The sequence below is a fragment of the Pseudomonas sp. HD6515 genome (assembly GCF_024971855.1).
GTDB lineage: Bacteria > Pseudomonadota > Gammaproteobacteria > Pseudomonadales > Pseudomonadaceae > Aquipseudomonas > Aquipseudomonas alloputida.
This window is the reverse complement of record NZ_CP079828.1, coordinates 314,926-329,044: the sequence shown is the minus strand read 5'-3', so window position 1 is coordinate 329,044 and position 14,119 is coordinate 314,926. Positions and strand designations below refer to the sequence as shown.

Below are 14,119 nucleotides of genomic sequence, written 5' to 3'. Positions count from 1 at the left end.
GCACCGACGTGGAAAGTTGAGGGGTAAATACCCGACATTGAAGCAGCCATGAACCCGAGACCGGGCACACCATCACCGGCTCATTTGACGGATTGGACAAAACGGCATGCAAAGCAAAACCACAAGGCGCACCTTCGTCAAAGGCCTGGCAGCCACCGGTATTATCGGCGGACTTGGCCTGTGGCGCACGCCGGTCTGGGCGGTGAACAGCCCCGGCCAGCCCAACGTACTGACTGGTAACGAATTCGACCTATTCATCGGTGAAACCCCGGTGAACATCACCGGCGCAGCGCGCACGGCCATGACCATCAACGGCTCGCTCCCTGGGCCGATTCTTCGTTGGCGCGAAGGCGATACCGTCACATTGCGCGTGCGCAACCGCCTCAAGGAGGACACCTCCATCCATTGGCACGGCATCATCCTGCCGGCGAACATGGATGGCGTTCCTGGCCTGAGCTTCCATGGCATCGCCCCTGATGGCATGTATGAGTACAAGTTCAAGGTCAACCAGAACGGCACCTACTGGTATCACAGCCATTCTGGGCTCCAGGAGCAGGTCGGCGTATACGGTGCGCTGGTCATCGATGCCAAGGAGCCCGAGCCCTTCAGTTACGACCGTGATTACGTCGTGTTGCTGAGCGACTGGACGGATGAAAATCCAACGCGGGTACTGGCCAAGCTCAAGAAACAGTCGGACTACTACAACCAGCACAAACGCACCGTTGGTGACTTCATCGATGACGTAAGCGAGATGGGTTGGTCCGCCGCCGTAGCCGACCGTAAGATGTGGGCCGAAATGAAGATGAGCCCGACTGATCTCGCCGACGTCAGTGGCTACACCTACACCTACCTGATGAACGGCCAGGCACCTGATGGCAACTGGACCGGCATATTCAAACCGGGCGAGAAGATTCGTCTGCGTTTTATCAATGCCTCGGCCATGACGTACTTCGATGTGCGTATCCCCGGCCTGAAGATGACGGTAGTCGCGGCCGATGGCCAGCACGTCAAACCAGTCAGCGTCGATGAGTTCCGTGTCGCCGTAGCCGAGACCTACGACGTGATAGTCGAGCCCGATAGCGAGCAAGCCTACACCGTCTTTGCTCAATCCATGGATCGCACTGGCTATGCGCGCGGCACCCTTGCGGTACAGGAAGGGTTGAGTGCACCGGTACCAAGCCCTGACCCGCGCCCACTGATTGCCATGGGTGACATGGGCATGGACCACGGCAGCATGGGCGGCATGGATCATGGGAGCATGGCCGGGATGGATCAGGGCAATATGGCGGGAATGGATCATGGCAGCATGCAGGGTGGCATGGCTGGTATGGATCACAGCCAGATGGCCGGAATGGATCATTCAAACATGGCTGGCATGGCTGGCATGGCTGGCATGGCTGGCATGGCTGGCATGGCTGGCAACATGCAGGCACACCCGGCCTCAGAGACCAACAATCCTTTGGTCGACATGCAGACCATGACGCCGACGCACAAGCTGGACGACCCAGGTATCGGCCTGCGTGATAACGGCCGGCGCGTCCTGACTTACTCTGACCTGCGCAGCACCTTCCCTGATCCGGACGGGCGTGAGCCAAGTCGCACCATCGAGCTGCACCTCACCGGGCATATGGAGAAATTCTCCTGGTCCTTCGATGGAATCAAGTTCTCTGACGCCGAGCCTCTGCGCCTCAAGTACGGCGAGCGTGTTCGCATCACGCTGGTCAACGACACCATGATGACTCACCCGATCCATCTTCATGGCATGTGGAGTGATCTGGAGGATGCGAACGGCAATTTCCTGGTGCGTAAACACACCATCGACATGCCGCCAGGTTCCAAGCGCAGCTATCGGGTGACCGCCGATGCGTTGGGGCGTTGGGCCTATCACTGCCACCTGTTGCTCCACATGGAAATGGGCATGTTCCGTGAAGTCCGTGTGGATGAGTAAAGGAGATTTCTGATGAGTACTTTTATGAAGCGTAATGCCCTGTTTGGCAGCGCAGCGATGTTCAGTCTTTTGGCTGTTCTGCACGCGCCGACGTCATTGGCAGGTGAGGGGCACAGCGAGCACGAACAACATGCTGCCGAGTCGGCTGCGCCCGACGCCAGTGACAAGCCTGCAGATCAATCGAAAGGCAAGGCCGCTGGCCATCAGATGGATCATGGCGCCATGGATCATGAGGGTATGAACCATGACGATATGGGGCACGAGAAGATGATGGATAAGCATGGCGGCACCGAAGCCGAAGCAGGTTCGAACCATGACCACTAGGTTTTCACGCCCGTCCCTCATAGCGCTGGCCGTGTCGCTGAGTGCACTCAGCGGCGGCGTTACCCAGGCTGCGGAAGAAATGGATCATTCGGCAATGGGGCACGGCTCCATGTCGATGGACCACAGCCAGATGGGCCACGGTTCCGCCAAAGCGCCGATGGTGGGCATGGATCACAGCAAGATGGATCATGGTGCCATGCAGAGCGAATCGGGCAGCATGGACCATAGCCAGATGGGCCACAGCCAGAGCCAAGAGAAGGCCCCAGCCATGGACCACAGCAAGATGGGACACGGCACCATGCAGGGACAGATGGAGGGCATGGATCATTCGAAGATGAACCATGGCTCCGCTGAAGCCCCGAGAACTACCAGTCGTACGCCGATTCCCGTTCTGACGGATGCTGATCGCCAAGCGGCTTTCCCGCCACTGCCTGGCCACAAGGTGCATGACAGCGCCATCAACAGCTTTTTCCTGCTCGATCAGCTCGAATACCAAGACGCAGATGAGGGCAGCACCCTGGCCTGGGATGCGTCGGGTTGGGTAGGCGGTGATATCAACCGGGTCTGGTTCCGCTCCGAAGGCGAGCGTACCAACGGCGTTACCGAGGACGCTGAATTACAGCTGCTGTACGGCCGCTCGATCGGCCCTTGGTGGGATGTCGTCGCGGGCGTTCGCCAGGACTTTAAACCGGAGTCGCCGCAGACTTGGGCTGCCTTCGGTATCCAGGGCATGGCGCTTTACGCCTTTGAGGCCGAAGCCACGGCCTTCGTCGGCGAGAATGGCCAAACTGCTGCCCGACTGGAGGGCGAGTACGACATTCTGCTGACCAACCGGCTGATTCTCCAGCCAACTGCCGAAATGAACTTCTACGGCAAGAACGATCCTGAGCGAGGTGTGGGGTCTGGGTTGGCAAATACCGAGCTCGGCTTGCGTCTGCGTTACGAGATTGTCAGACAGTTTGCTCCCTATGTCGGGGTTTCCTGGAGCCGCTCCTATGGCAACACGGCAGACATGGTGCGCGACGAGGGCGGTGATGTAGACGAGGCGCGTTTTGTCGCCGGTATCCGGATGTGGTTTTGAGAACCTGACATGAAAAGAACAATTAAAACTTTGGTGGCGGCCGGCGTGGTCGGTAGCACAGCTGTCCTGGCCGGCGCCTACTTTGGCGTGGTCAACGTGGGGGCCGATGATCCCCATTTTCCTGCAGTGCATGCGTTTCTCACGATGGCCCGCGACCGCTCTATCGAAGTCCGTTCGCAGGACATCGAGGTTCCCAACCTGGATGATCAAGCTCTTATTCGCGCCGGTGCGGGCAACTACAACTCCATGTGTATCGGCTGTCATTTGGCGCCAGGTGTGGCGGAGACCGAGCTAAGCCAATCGCTTTACCCTGCGCCTCCCAACCTCGCCAAGATCGGTGTCGATGGCAATCCGTCAGCAGCGTTCTGGGTGATCAAGCATGGCATCAAGGCAACGGGTATGCCTGCGTGGGGCAAGAGCATGGGCGATGAGTACATCTGGGGCATGGTTGCCTTCATTGACCAATTGCCGACGATGGATGCCAAGCAATACCAAGCACTCGTCGCATCCAGTGGCGGCCATCAGCATGGTGGTGGGGAAACGCAAATGCACAATCATGAAGGTCAGCACGGCGACAACAAGCCTGGCCATCATGGCAATAGCGGCGGTGGCGAAGACCATCATGGAACAGGTGATGCCGGAGAGCCTGGCCATCACGATGCCGCGGCTACTGATAGCGAGGGTGGCTCCGCACCTGAGGCAGGTCACCATTCGGACATGAGTGGCGATGATCACCATGCCGGGGATGAGGCCGCCCCAAGCGGCGGAGACCATCATTCCGAGCAAACTCCGAATGCCTCGCCCAAGACCCACACCCACGCCGATGGCAAAGAGCACGTGCATGAAAGCTAAATATCTGGCCTTGCTGGCCGCTCTCTCCGTCACAACTGGAGTTCAAGCCGCTGATGCCCTGACGATTGATGTCCATCGTGATGCTAATTGCGGATGTTGCAAGAAGTGGATCTCACACCTCGAAGCGAATGGCTTCAAAGTCGTCGACCATGTCGAAAGCAACATGTCGGCAGTGAAGCAAAGTCTGGGCGTTGCGCCGCGGTTGGCGTCTTGTCACACCGCGGTGATTGACGGCAAGTTCGTCGAAGGTCATGTGCCGGCGGCTCAGGTCATCGAGCTCACCAAGCGCGATGATCTCGTGGGCATCGCTGTTCCCGGGATGCCGGCGGGCTCCCCCGGTATGGAAGTCGATGGCGTACAGCATGCCTACCAGGTCATTGGCTTGACCAAGGCGGGGTCTGATCAGGTCGTTGCAGAATATCCCGCTCAGTAGTACTGCCTGCCAGCACGGCCGCTTGTGTGTAGTGGCCGACTCTTTTTCATACGCCATTTAACCTAAGTAAAAAAGGCGCCCGAGGGCGCCAAGGGCTGTCTCCAAACCAAAGGAGCACTACGAGGGGACAGCAGGACCAAGGCGCGAGCGGGCAATCAACCCGCCCGCTTGCCAGGGTTAGAGAACTTCCAGCGGGTACTCGACAATCAGGCGGACTTCATCCAGATCCGACTCGTAATCGGTCGCGCGAGTGGTCATTTGGCGAACACGGAAAGACATATCCTTCAGTGATCCAGTCTGCACAACGTACTTGGCCTCGATGTCCCGCTCCCAGCGCTTCTGGTTGGTCAACGGATCGCCGTTGTCATCACGGCGCATATAGACTTCGTTGGCCTTGCTGTAGTCGGCATCCCAGCCCTGGGCATATCGAGTCATGAAGCTCAACCCAGGCACACCGAAAGACTCCATATCCAGGTCGTAGCGCACTTGCCATGACTTCTCCTTCGGCGAGTTGAAGTCGCTGTACTGGATGGAGTTGTCGAGGTAGATGGAGTCCGATTGGCGCAAGTAATCGAAGTCATCATCGCCATTGTTGCGCTGGAGACCCACCAGTACTGTGTGAGCGCCGAATTGGATGCCGACCTTGCCGCTCCAGATGTTGTTATCGAAGCTCCCGAGGAGCTGCTTCCCTTCATCGACCGCCTTGTAGTAGTTCAGCCCGCCGATCAAGGCGACATCGTCCGCAAGCGGGTAGCTCAGCGTGGTGCCCGCGTAATATTGATTCCAGGCATCCTTGAGGCGGCTGGTGTAGAGACTAAAGCCGACGTTGTCATTAAGCGTGTAATCACCACCGAAATAGGCGATCCATGGCGAGTCCACTTCGCCTGCGTAGAAGGTAGCGAAGCCGTCGCGCATGCTGCTGGTATTGGGTTGGCTCATCGAGTGGAGGCGACCGCCTTGAAGCGACAGTCCTTCCACGCTGCTGTTGAGCACGGTGATACCTCGGAAACTCTCCGGTAAAAGCCGCGCATCACCGTATTGGACGACAGGGCTGACAGGAAAGACGTCGCCTACCTTGATCTCGGTATCCATGAACCGAGTTTTCACCGCGCCCCCCAGTTTTGAGTAGTTGTCCTCAGCCTGCCCGAGGCTGTTGTAAGGCATCACGTCGACTGAGCCGCCTGCTCCAGAACGGCCGTCGCCGGTGTCAAGCTTGAGCCCTAGCATGGCAAAGGCATCGACACCAAAGCCTATGGTGCCCTCGGTGAAACCAGACTCGAATCTGCCTATCACGCCATGCGCCCACTCTTCCGAATAGCCATTACCCGAGCTGCTGGACTGGCCTTTACGGAAATCGCGGTTGAAGTAGAGATTTCGATTGAGAATGGTCAGGCTGCTGCCTTCGATAAATCCCTAGCCTTTCTCGCCGGCGGCCATCGCAGCTTGCCCGGTACTGACGCTCAGAGTGAGCAGAGAAAGTCCTAACAGGGTTCTGTTATTCATAAATGCTCCTGATGTTATTGGCAGTTGTCATTGTGTGGTCGCATATATGTGCCAAGCGCGCCGGGCATAGCCAGGCACGCCTTGGTCATATTTCCACATGCCAAATAACGTCAGGGTGACTTGGAAATTACATTTCAGTCAGCGCGATGTCATTTATCTAGTTTTGATTACGGCAACCTGTCCCGGCTGCCCGGTATTCAAGAATATTCAGATCGCCATTGGAGTCCTCGTAGGTCATCTGGGCCGGCATCACACCGCAGCTAGAGTCCGTCGGGGTAGTGGCCACGACCCTGGCGATATCGAGTTTCATGCCGTAGCGGTAATGAATAACTTCAGGCGGATTCTTTCCGTTAGCGGCAGCATACTCTTGCATGGCCTGCTCATTGGCCTGAATCATCCGACCATAAACACGATCAGCGCCGCCTTCTGCCAGAGTGGCAGAGGAAACAACCATAGCGGCAAGGGCTGCAATAACTTTGAGGCTTTTCATGTTTAATCACTCCTTCAAAGTGGTGATTAAAATATATCCGCTCAACCTGTCATAAAAATGAAGTCAAAGTTACATCGCCGTAATGCTTCCTGCCGCGTTACCCGGGCGAGTCAGCTTGGCGCGTGGCTTGCCCGGGTTTGTAAAGCTATAGCTCCTGCGGTGCGCGAACCTTCTGTGTACGCTGCCTTCGCATCAGCCAGTACGCGGCCGGCAAAACCAACATGGACATCAGCGGCGCGGTAATCATGCCGCCGACCATGGGCGCGGCGATGCGCTTCATCACTTCAGATCCGGCACCTCCGCCCCAGAGGATTGGCAACAGGCCGGCGATGATCACGGCCACCGTCATCACCTTGGGCCGCACGCGCAGCACTGCGCCTTCACGAATTGCCTCCAGTAGTGCCGGGTCACCGCTGCGCCCGGCATCCATACGTGCATGCCAGGCATTCTTCAGGTACAGCAGCATGATCACCCCAAATTCCGCCGAGACGCCGGCCAAGGCGATAAAGCCGACCCCAGTGGCAACCGACAGGTTGAAGCCGAACCAGTAGAGCAGCCAGATGCCGCCCGATAGGGCGAAGGGCAGGGTTGCCATGATCAGTAGGGCCTCACCGAAGCGGCTGAAGGTCAGGTAAAGCAGCACGAAGATGATCAACAAGGTCGCCGGTACCACCCAGGCCAGCCGTGCATTGGCGCGCTCCAGGAACTCGAACTGACCGGAGTAGGAGACGGTCATGCCAGCATCGAGTTGTACCTGCTCAGCTACGCGTTGCTGCAACTCGCGCACGGTCGATGCCAGGTCGCGCCCACGGACATCGACATAGACCCAACCGGACAGACGCCCGTTCTCGCTGCGCAGCATTGGCGGCCCTTCGGTCAGACTAACCTGGGCGACGGTGCCCAAGGTGATCTGCTGGCCGGCTTGCGTGAGGATCGGCATACGCCGTAGTGCCTGCGGACTGTCTCGCCACTCCTTGGGATAGCGCAGGTTGATCGGGAAGCGGGCCAGTCCTTCAACCGTCTCACCAATATTGCTGCCGCCGATGGCGCCCGATACCACCGCCTGCACATCGGCGATGCTCAGGCCATAGCGCGCCGCGGCCAGTCGATCGATCTGGATGTCCACGTAACGGCCGCCAGTAAGGCGTTCTGCCAAGGCCGAACTCACCCCAGGCACCTCTTTGGCCACGGCCTCGATATCGCGCGTTATGCGCTCGATGTCGACCAAGGAGGTTCCGGACACTTTCACCCCAATGGGGCTCTTGATCCCCGTCGCCAGCATGTCGATGCGGTTGCGGATGGGCGGCACCCAGATATTGGACAGCCCCGGAACTTTTACCGCGCGATCCAGTTCCTCGATCAGCTTTTCGGGTGTCATCCCCGCGCGCCATTGATCGCGTGGTTTGAACTGCACCGTGGTCTCGAACATTTCCAGCGGTGCTGGATCGGTGGCGGTCTCTGCTCGCCCGGCCTTGCCGAATACCCGTGCCACTTCGGGCACCGTGAGGATCATCCGGTTGGTTTGCTGCAGCAGCTGGGTGGCCTTGCTGGCCGGCAAGCCGGGCAGGGCTGATGGCATGTACAACAGGTCGCCCTCGTCCATCGGCGGTAGAAACTCTCCTCCGAGTCTGCTGAGGGGCCAGAGACTGGACAAAAACACTAGCAAGGCCAGCGCTAGGGTCACCTTAGGCCAAGCCAGCACCCACTCCAGCACCGGCCGGTATGCACCGATCAGCCAACGATTCAAGGGGTTCTGTTGTTCGCTGGGGATATGCCCACGAATCCAATAGCCCATCAGCACCGGTACCAAGGTGATCGAGAGGCCAGCAGCGGCAGCCATGGCATAGGTCTTGGTGAATGCCAGCGGGCCAAACAGGCGACCCTCCTGGGCCTCCAGGGTGAAGACCGGGAGGAAAGACAGGGTGATGATCAAAAGGCTGAAGAACAGCGCCGGCCCGACCTCGGCCGCAGCTTCGCCGATCACCCGCCAGTGCGCCTCGCCCTGAAGCGGTTCACCGGGGTGTCGAGCCTTCCAGGCCTCGATGTGCTTGTGCGCGTTCTCGATCATCACCACGGCGGCATCGACCATGGCGCCGATGGCGATTGCGATCCCGCCGAGCGACATGATGTTGGCATTGACGCCCTGGTAGCGCATGACGATGAAGGCCATCAGGATGCCCAGGGGCAGGGTGATGATCGCGACCAGCGACGAGCGCAGGTGCCAGAGGAAGATCAGGCAAACCAGGGCAACCACCGCGAACTCTTCCAGCAGCTTGTAGCTGAGGTTATCGATGGCGCGGTCGATCAATTGCGAACGGTCATAGGTGGTGACCACCTCGACGCCGGCCGGCAAGCTGCCCTTCAGGCTGTCCAGCTTGGTCTTCACCGCGGCGATGGTATCGCGGGCATTCTTTCCGGAGCGCAAGATGACCACGCCACCTACAACTTCACCCTGGCCATCCAGCTCGGCAATGCCACGACGCATCTCTGGCCCCAGCTGAATGGTGGCCACCTGACCCAGCAGCACCGGAACTCCGCTGGCCGAAGCCCGCAGCGGCACATTGCGGAAATCCGCCAGGCTCTCTAGATAGCCTGAAGCCCGGACCATGTACTCGCGCTCTGCCAGCTCCAGGATGGCGCCGCCGGTTTCCTGATTGGCGCTCTTCAGCGCCGCTTCGACCTCCTGCTGAGTTACCCCATAAGCCACCAGCTTCTGGGGATCGAGCAGCACTTGGTATTGCTTGACCATGCCGCCGAGGGTGGCCACTTCGGCTACGTTGGGCAGGCCCTTGAGTTCGTACTTAAGGAACCAGTCCTGCAGTGCCCGCAGCTGGGCAAGATCATGCTGGCCGCTGCGGTCGACCAAGGCGTACTGGTAGATCCAGCCCACGCCGGTGGCATCCGGCCCAAGGGTGGTGGTAACACCCTCGGGCAGGCGTTCCTGCGCCTGGTTGAGGTACTCCAGCACCCGCGAGCGTGCCCAGTAGAGGTCGGTATCGTCCTCGAACAGCACATAAACGAAGGAGTCGCCGAAGAACGAGTAGCCGCGCACTGTCTTCGCCCCCGGCACCGAGAGCATGGTGGTGGCCAGCGGGTAGGTCACCTGGTTCTCGACAATCTGCGGTGCCTGCCCGGGGAAGCTTGTGCGGATGATGACCTGGGTGTCGGACAGATCCGGCAGTGCATCCAACGGCGTGTTGCGCAGCGACCAGATGCCCAGGGCGGTGATGAACAGGGTCGCCAGCAGCACCAGAAAGCGATTGCCGATAGACCAGTGGATCAGGCGTGCGATCATGGCTGGTCTCCTTCCTTGCTGAGCTGCTCGATCATCAGGCCGGAGTTTTTCTGGCGGGCGCCGATACGTACGTGATCTCCTGGCTTAAGTCCCACAGCTACTTCTGAGCTGACCAATGGAAAAGCCATGGTCATACCTGGCATATTCAGGCTCTCGAAGGGCCCGTGCTCCAGGGTGACTGACTCCGCGTCCAGAGCACGAATCACACCATGGGCCTCATGTAGTTCCTTCTTATTGTCCTGCTCGGCATGGCTGGCCATGACACCCTGTAGGCTGGCCTCCGAATCGATGAGGAACTGGCCGGAGGTAACGACCGCCTGACCCTCCTCAAGACCGGACAACACCTCCAGACGCCCATCAGCCTCGCGGCCCAAGGTTATTTCCAGGGGGCGGTAGCGCCCATCGCCTTCTACCAGCATCACCAACGCACGCTTCCCGGTGCGAATCACGGCTTCACTCGGCACAAGAAGCGTGGATTGTTCGACGGCACTGTTCAGGCGTACGGCGGCGAACATGCCGGGGCGCAACTTACCGGCAGGGTTGGGTAGCTCGCTGCGTACCGTGAGCGTGCGTGTTTGCGGATCGGCACTCGGCAGCAAGGCTATGACGCGGCCCAGCAGCGGTCGATCAGGAAAGGCCGTCAGGTTGGCGCGGATCTCGTCCCCGACCTGGATACTTCCGGCCATGGCCTCGGGTATCGCCGCATCGAGCCAGACACTGGATAGCCCGTTAATCAACGCCAGATCCTGCCCGGCTTCGACGGTCATCCCGGCGCGTACCTGCAAGGCTTGGAGCTCGCCGCTGATAGGTGTGGTGAGGGTTTGCACCGCCCGTGGTCTGCCGCTGCGGCGGACCTGCTCGATCAACGTTTGAGGCATGCCAAGCAGGCGCAGGCGCTCTTGGGCCGCACTTATCAAGCGAGTGTCAGCGGTACGCAGTACCGCCAGGAACTCCAACTGCGCGGCGGACCATTCGGGAATCAGCAGGTCGACCAGGGGGGCTCCGGCAGGCAGCACATCGCCCGGGGCGCGACCGTAAACCCGCTCGACGAATCCGCCGGCGCGGGCCTGGAGGTTCGCCACTTCTCGCTGGTTATAGGCCAGGGAACCCACCGCCTCGATATCCGAGGGCAGTACACCTCGGATCACCATCGAGGTTCGCATTCCGAGGTTCTGCACGGCTTGAGCGGGGATGCTCAGAACAGACGGATCCTGCTCGGATCCTGCGTATTTAGGGACAAGTTCCATATCCATGAAAGGTGACTTGCCCGGCTTATCGAAGCGCTGCTCAGGCTGCATCGGGTCGTACCAATAGAGCACCTTGCGCTCGTCCGTCGGTGCGGAGCTAGGCAGGATCTCGTGTTTGGCTTGCCGCTGGGCCAGCCAGTAGCCACCGCCCGCCGCGCCAATGCCCACGGCCAGCAAGGCGACCGCAAAACCAAATGCCGATATCTTCATTTCAGTCCCTCCACATAGGCGTAGTACAGGCTTGCGGAGAGCTGGCTCAGCTTGCGCTGCTGTTCAATCTGCCGTAGCTGAGCCTCGATCAGGTCGCGCTGGGCGGTGAGGACGGATGTCAGCTGGCTGTTGCCGGCCTGGTAAGCGGCAAGTTCGAGATCGGCACGTTTGCTTGCAAGCGGGATCAAGGTTTTTTCGGTGCGTGACAAGGTCCTGCGCAGTTGCTCAAGCTCGGCAATACCGCCTTCCAGCTCAGCCTGATGGGCGCGCAGTAATGCTTCCTGCTCGGCTTCCATCTGCGACACGCTTTGTTGTCTGGCGTTGATCTTGGGCCCCTGACGTGTGCCTACGAACAACGGCAGGTCGAAGGTAAATTGCACCATCACCATATCGCCGAATTGGTTGTCGCGATTGTTGTAGGCAAACTCAACACCCCAGTCGGGGGTCTTCTCGGCGATGGCCTCGTTCAGCTCGGCGCTAGCCTCGCCGACTCGGGCGGAGGCAGCGCGCAACTCAGGGTGTGAGGCAATGCGTTGCTGCAGGTGCGGTACCACCAGGTTCAGATTGGGAACACCTCCTTGCAAAGGCTGGTCAGCCTCGTTGCCTATCCAGCGGCGCAGCTTGGCACGAGCTACTGCCTCATCGCGATTCAGTTCATCTCGCCGATCTTGTAACGCCAAAGCTTCCTGGTCGGCCTGCAACAGCTCGCCAGGCTGAGCACTACCGCCGGCAATCAGCGATTGCACGGTCGAGCGGAGCATCTCGATCTGACGGTCCAGTTGATCGAAGAGGCCAACACTGCGTTCGGCGTAGTACACGTCCAGCCAGCTCACTGCTGTCTGGCGCTTGATCTCCAACTGCATGGCACGCTGCTCGGCCTCGGCTCGGACAACTGAAGCCTCGGCCACCTGGCGCCGAGCCTGACGCTTGTCACTGTTGGGGACTTCCTGCATGAGCCCAATGCGGCGCATGGTCATGGAGTCACGATTAAGTGTGTAACGGTCAGGGCCTTCGATCGGCAGGTTGTCGATGCCTAGAATCAGCTTGGGATCGGGCAGGGCGTCTGCGGGCCCTACAGCCTGTTGTGCCGAAGCCACCTGCGCCTGGCGCGCGAGGTTCTCAGGGGCACTCTGCTCGGCCAGAGCTTGGGCTCGTTCGAAGGTTAGGGGCTGCGCCTGCGCGGCAAGCCAGGGAGCTGCCCAGAATGCGGCAGCCAACACACCGAGATAGCCACGGCGTGGAAAAAGGAAAGCGGACATGCTTTCGCCTCCAATGCGATTGATCGAGGTCGCAGCTACGAAACGTGGCCGCGACGATGCGCCTGACTGTAAGGCGCGGGATGATCACTGCATTAGACGAAACGAGGAGGGCGCCAGAGTCCTGCTGGCTCTCGCTTAATCACCGACTGTGTCAGCAATATTTCGGAGCGTGAGGGAAGAGGGGATATGCTCTTGATCACATTGGTCTGGAGAAGTCCTCCGGTCTTGCATTCCTGGCCGGATTTGCAGGGAGACTTATTGGCCACCCCATCAGACGTGTCCATTTGCTCGCAGCACGGAGCATCGGCCGTTGCATGGCCCTGATGATCGGCGCTCTGCATCGGGCAAGGTTGTGCCGGCATGCTGAAAGCCATACCGCCGAAGGTCGGCAGCACGAGGCTAGCAATCATTACCAGGATCAATCCAATCCGACGCACAGCAATTCACCAAGCGGGGCTATAGGGCGACTATAGCAGATTGCCTCGAGGCATGAGCGCTCCTTTTGACGATAACAGCACTTCGTTGATTTGGATCAAATAGAGTGTCTAATCTCAAAGGGGGAGCTGATTTTGTAGCGGGTGAGATTTCAATCGAGCAAGCGATAGAGTTCAGGCCAAAGAGGATTCTATAATCACTCTATAATTAGCTATAAAGCTCATTAGTGCACAAAATGCAGCTGGATGTGGAACCCTGAGGTGCCGCTGAATGAACGCAACGCAGGGTATCGGCTGGCATGGCAGAGCCTGGATTTCACCCGGGCTGGGCATTTTTCTGGGGCAGGCGGGTAGCCAAGATTGGCATGGCCACATGGCGCATCAAATTACCGTCAGCTTGAACGGCCGCTTGACGGTGAAGTGTACATCCTCGTCGGTGACGGCAAGGGCCATCTGCATCAGGGCAGGGGTGGCCCATCAGATCGAAGCTGACGAAGTGTTGTCGATCTACCTCGACGCGCTGTCCGATGAGGCGCGAGCACTTCCCGATAACATCGGGGAGGGCATCACTCCGATTCAGATGGGCGATACAGCATCGCTGCGAAAATTGCTGAGCAGCTCCGATCCGTCAGCCCAGCAAATTCGGGAAATGGTGCGCCTTGCTCTCAACCTTACGACTCCGCCGGCCTCCGATCCGCGACTGCAATCGGTCCTCGCTGCGTTAAAAGAGCCGATTAGTGGCAGGCAGGCGTTGGCAAAGCGCGTTCATCTGTCGCCTACCCGATTCTCACATTGGTTCGTCGAACAGACCGGCCTGCCGCTGCGCAGCTACCGGAAATGGAATCGCCTGGTCATAGCGCTCCAGCATATCGCCAGCGGCGCCAACCTGACTGCGGCCGCCCACGCTGCCGGATTCGCCGATGCGGCCCACTTTTCCCGCACCTTCCGCGAACTGTTTGGCCTCGACCCGTCGTCTGCCTTGGGTCATGTCAGTCTGAAAGGCTGAATTCAGCTTTTTCGTTCAAGCGCCAGCACAGGTAATT

Annotated in this window: 10 protein-coding genes and 1 pseudogene; 6 read left to right on the top strand and 5 right to left on the bottom strand. The window is 59.3% G+C overall.

Annotated features, from left to right (window positions below; translation table 11 throughout):
• Positions 1 to 106 precede the first annotated feature (106 nt).
• Genes KW568_RS30675 through KW568_RS30655 form a run of 5 tightly spaced genes read left to right on the top strand, consistent with a single transcriptional unit; the run spans position 107 to position 4,638 of the window.
• On the top strand, positions 107 to 1,948 hold the full coding sequence (locus KW568_RS30675) for a copper resistance system multicopper oxidase (RefSeq protein ID WP_023662986.1): 1,842 nt from the start codon (positions 107 to 109) through the stop codon (positions 1,946 to 1,948).
• Positions 1,949 to 1,960: 12 nt separating this feature from the next.
• Positions 1,961 to 2,272 (top strand): hypothetical protein, encoded by a 312-nt coding sequence (locus KW568_RS30670; RefSeq protein WP_003246749.1) that lies wholly within the window; start codon positions 1,961 to 1,963, stop codon positions 2,270 to 2,272.
• Complete coding sequence (locus tag KW568_RS30665; protein ID WP_023662987.1) at positions 2,262 to 3,353, top strand: copper resistance protein B; 1,092 nt, start codon at positions 2,262 to 2,264, stop codon at positions 3,351 to 3,353. Before KW568_RS30670 ends, KW568_RS30665 begins: the two co-directional genes overlap by 11 nt.
• Positions 3,354 to 3,362: 9 nt before the next feature.
• A complete protein-coding gene (locus tag KW568_RS30660; protein WP_023662988.1) occupies positions 3,363 to 4,205 on the top strand; it encodes a cytochrome c in 843 nt (280 codons plus the stop codon).
• Positions 4,195 to 4,638: a DUF411 domain-containing protein gene (locus tag KW568_RS30655; RefSeq protein WP_004574337.1), complete on the top strand. Its 444-nt coding sequence runs from the start codon at positions 4,195 to 4,197 to the stop codon at positions 4,636 to 4,638. The genes KW568_RS30660 and KW568_RS30655 overlap by 11 nt, the downstream gene beginning before the upstream one ends.
• Before the next feature lie 177 nt (positions 4,639 to 4,815).
• Here KW568_RS30655 and KW568_RS30650 read toward each other — a convergent pair.
• From KW568_RS30650 to KW568_RS30630, 5 genes and pseudogenes are all read right to left on the bottom strand, one after another.
• Positions 4,816 to 6,141, bottom strand: a pseudogene (locus KW568_RS30650) (OprD family porin).
• Between the two features lie 157 nt (positions 6,142 to 6,298).
• A complete protein-coding gene (locus KW568_RS30645; RefSeq protein ID WP_004574339.1) occupies positions 6,299 to 6,631 on the bottom strand; it encodes a DUF2790 domain-containing protein in 333 nt (110 codons plus the stop codon).
• Positions 6,632 to 6,776: 145 nt separating this feature from the next.
• Complete coding sequence (locus tag KW568_RS30640) at positions 6,777 to 9,926, bottom strand: efflux RND transporter permease subunit (RefSeq protein ID WP_004374632.1); 3,150 nt, start codon at positions 9,924 to 9,926, stop codon at positions 6,777 to 6,779.
• The gene (locus KW568_RS30635; RefSeq protein ID WP_004374629.1) at positions 9,923 to 11,383 is read right to left on the bottom strand and encodes an efflux RND transporter periplasmic adaptor subunit; all 1,461 of its coding nucleotides are present in this window, start codon (positions 11,381 to 11,383) and stop codon (positions 9,923 to 9,925) included. Before KW568_RS30635 ends, KW568_RS30640 begins: the two co-directional genes overlap by 4 nt.
• The gene (locus tag KW568_RS30630; protein WP_259539197.1) at positions 11,380 to 12,642 is read right to left on the bottom strand and encodes a TolC family protein; all 1,263 of its coding nucleotides are present in this window, start codon (positions 12,640 to 12,642) and stop codon (positions 11,380 to 11,382) included. Before KW568_RS30630 ends, KW568_RS30635 begins: the two co-directional genes overlap by 4 nt.
• Positions 12,643 to 13,347: 705 nt before the next feature.
• Between KW568_RS30630 and KW568_RS30625 the strand changes: the two genes are divergently transcribed.
• Complete coding sequence (locus tag KW568_RS30625; RefSeq protein ID WP_004574341.1) at positions 13,348 to 14,082, top strand: helix-turn-helix domain-containing protein; 735 nt, start codon at positions 13,348 to 13,350, stop codon at positions 14,080 to 14,082.
• The last annotated feature ends 37 nt before the right edge of the window (positions 14,083 to 14,119 follow it).

Bases quoted from the DNA above. Each gene is read 5' to 3' on its own strand.
- KW568_RS30630 (WP_259539197.1), bottom strand. From the start codon at position 12,642: ATGTCCGCTTTCCTTTTTCCACGCCGTGGCTATCTCGGTGTGTTGGCT.
- KW568_RS30635 (WP_004374629.1), bottom strand. From the start codon at position 11,383: ATGAAGATATCGGCATTTGGTTTTGCGGTCGCCTTGCTGGCCGTGGGC.
- KW568_RS30660 (WP_023662988.1), top strand. From the start codon at position 3,363: ATGAAAAGAACAATTAAAACTTTGGTGGCGGCCGGCGTGGTCGGTAGC.
- KW568_RS30675 (WP_023662986.1), top strand. From the start codon at position 107: ATGCAAAGCAAAACCACAAGGCGCACCTTCGTCAAAGGCCTGGCAGCC.
- KW568_RS30670 (WP_003246749.1), top strand. From the start codon at position 1,961: ATGAGTACTTTTATGAAGCGTAATGCCCTGTTTGGCAGCGCAGCGATG.
- KW568_RS30655 (WP_004574337.1), top strand. From the start codon at position 4,195: ATGAAAGCTAAATATCTGGCCTTGCTGGCCGCTCTCTCCGTCACAACT.
- KW568_RS30625 (WP_004574341.1), top strand. From the start codon at position 13,348: ATGAACGCAACGCAGGGTATCGGCTGGCATGGCAGAGCCTGGATTTCA.
- KW568_RS30645 (WP_004574339.1), bottom strand. From the start codon at position 6,631: ATGAAAAGCCTCAAAGTTATTGCAGCCCTTGCCGCTATGGTTGTTTCC.
- KW568_RS30640 (WP_004374632.1), bottom strand. From the start codon at position 9,926: ATGATCGCACGCCTGATCCACTGGTCTATCGGCAATCGCTTTCTGGTG.
- KW568_RS30665 (WP_023662987.1), top strand. From the start codon at position 2,262: ATGACCACTAGGTTTTCACGCCCGTCCCTCATAGCGCTGGCCGTGTCG.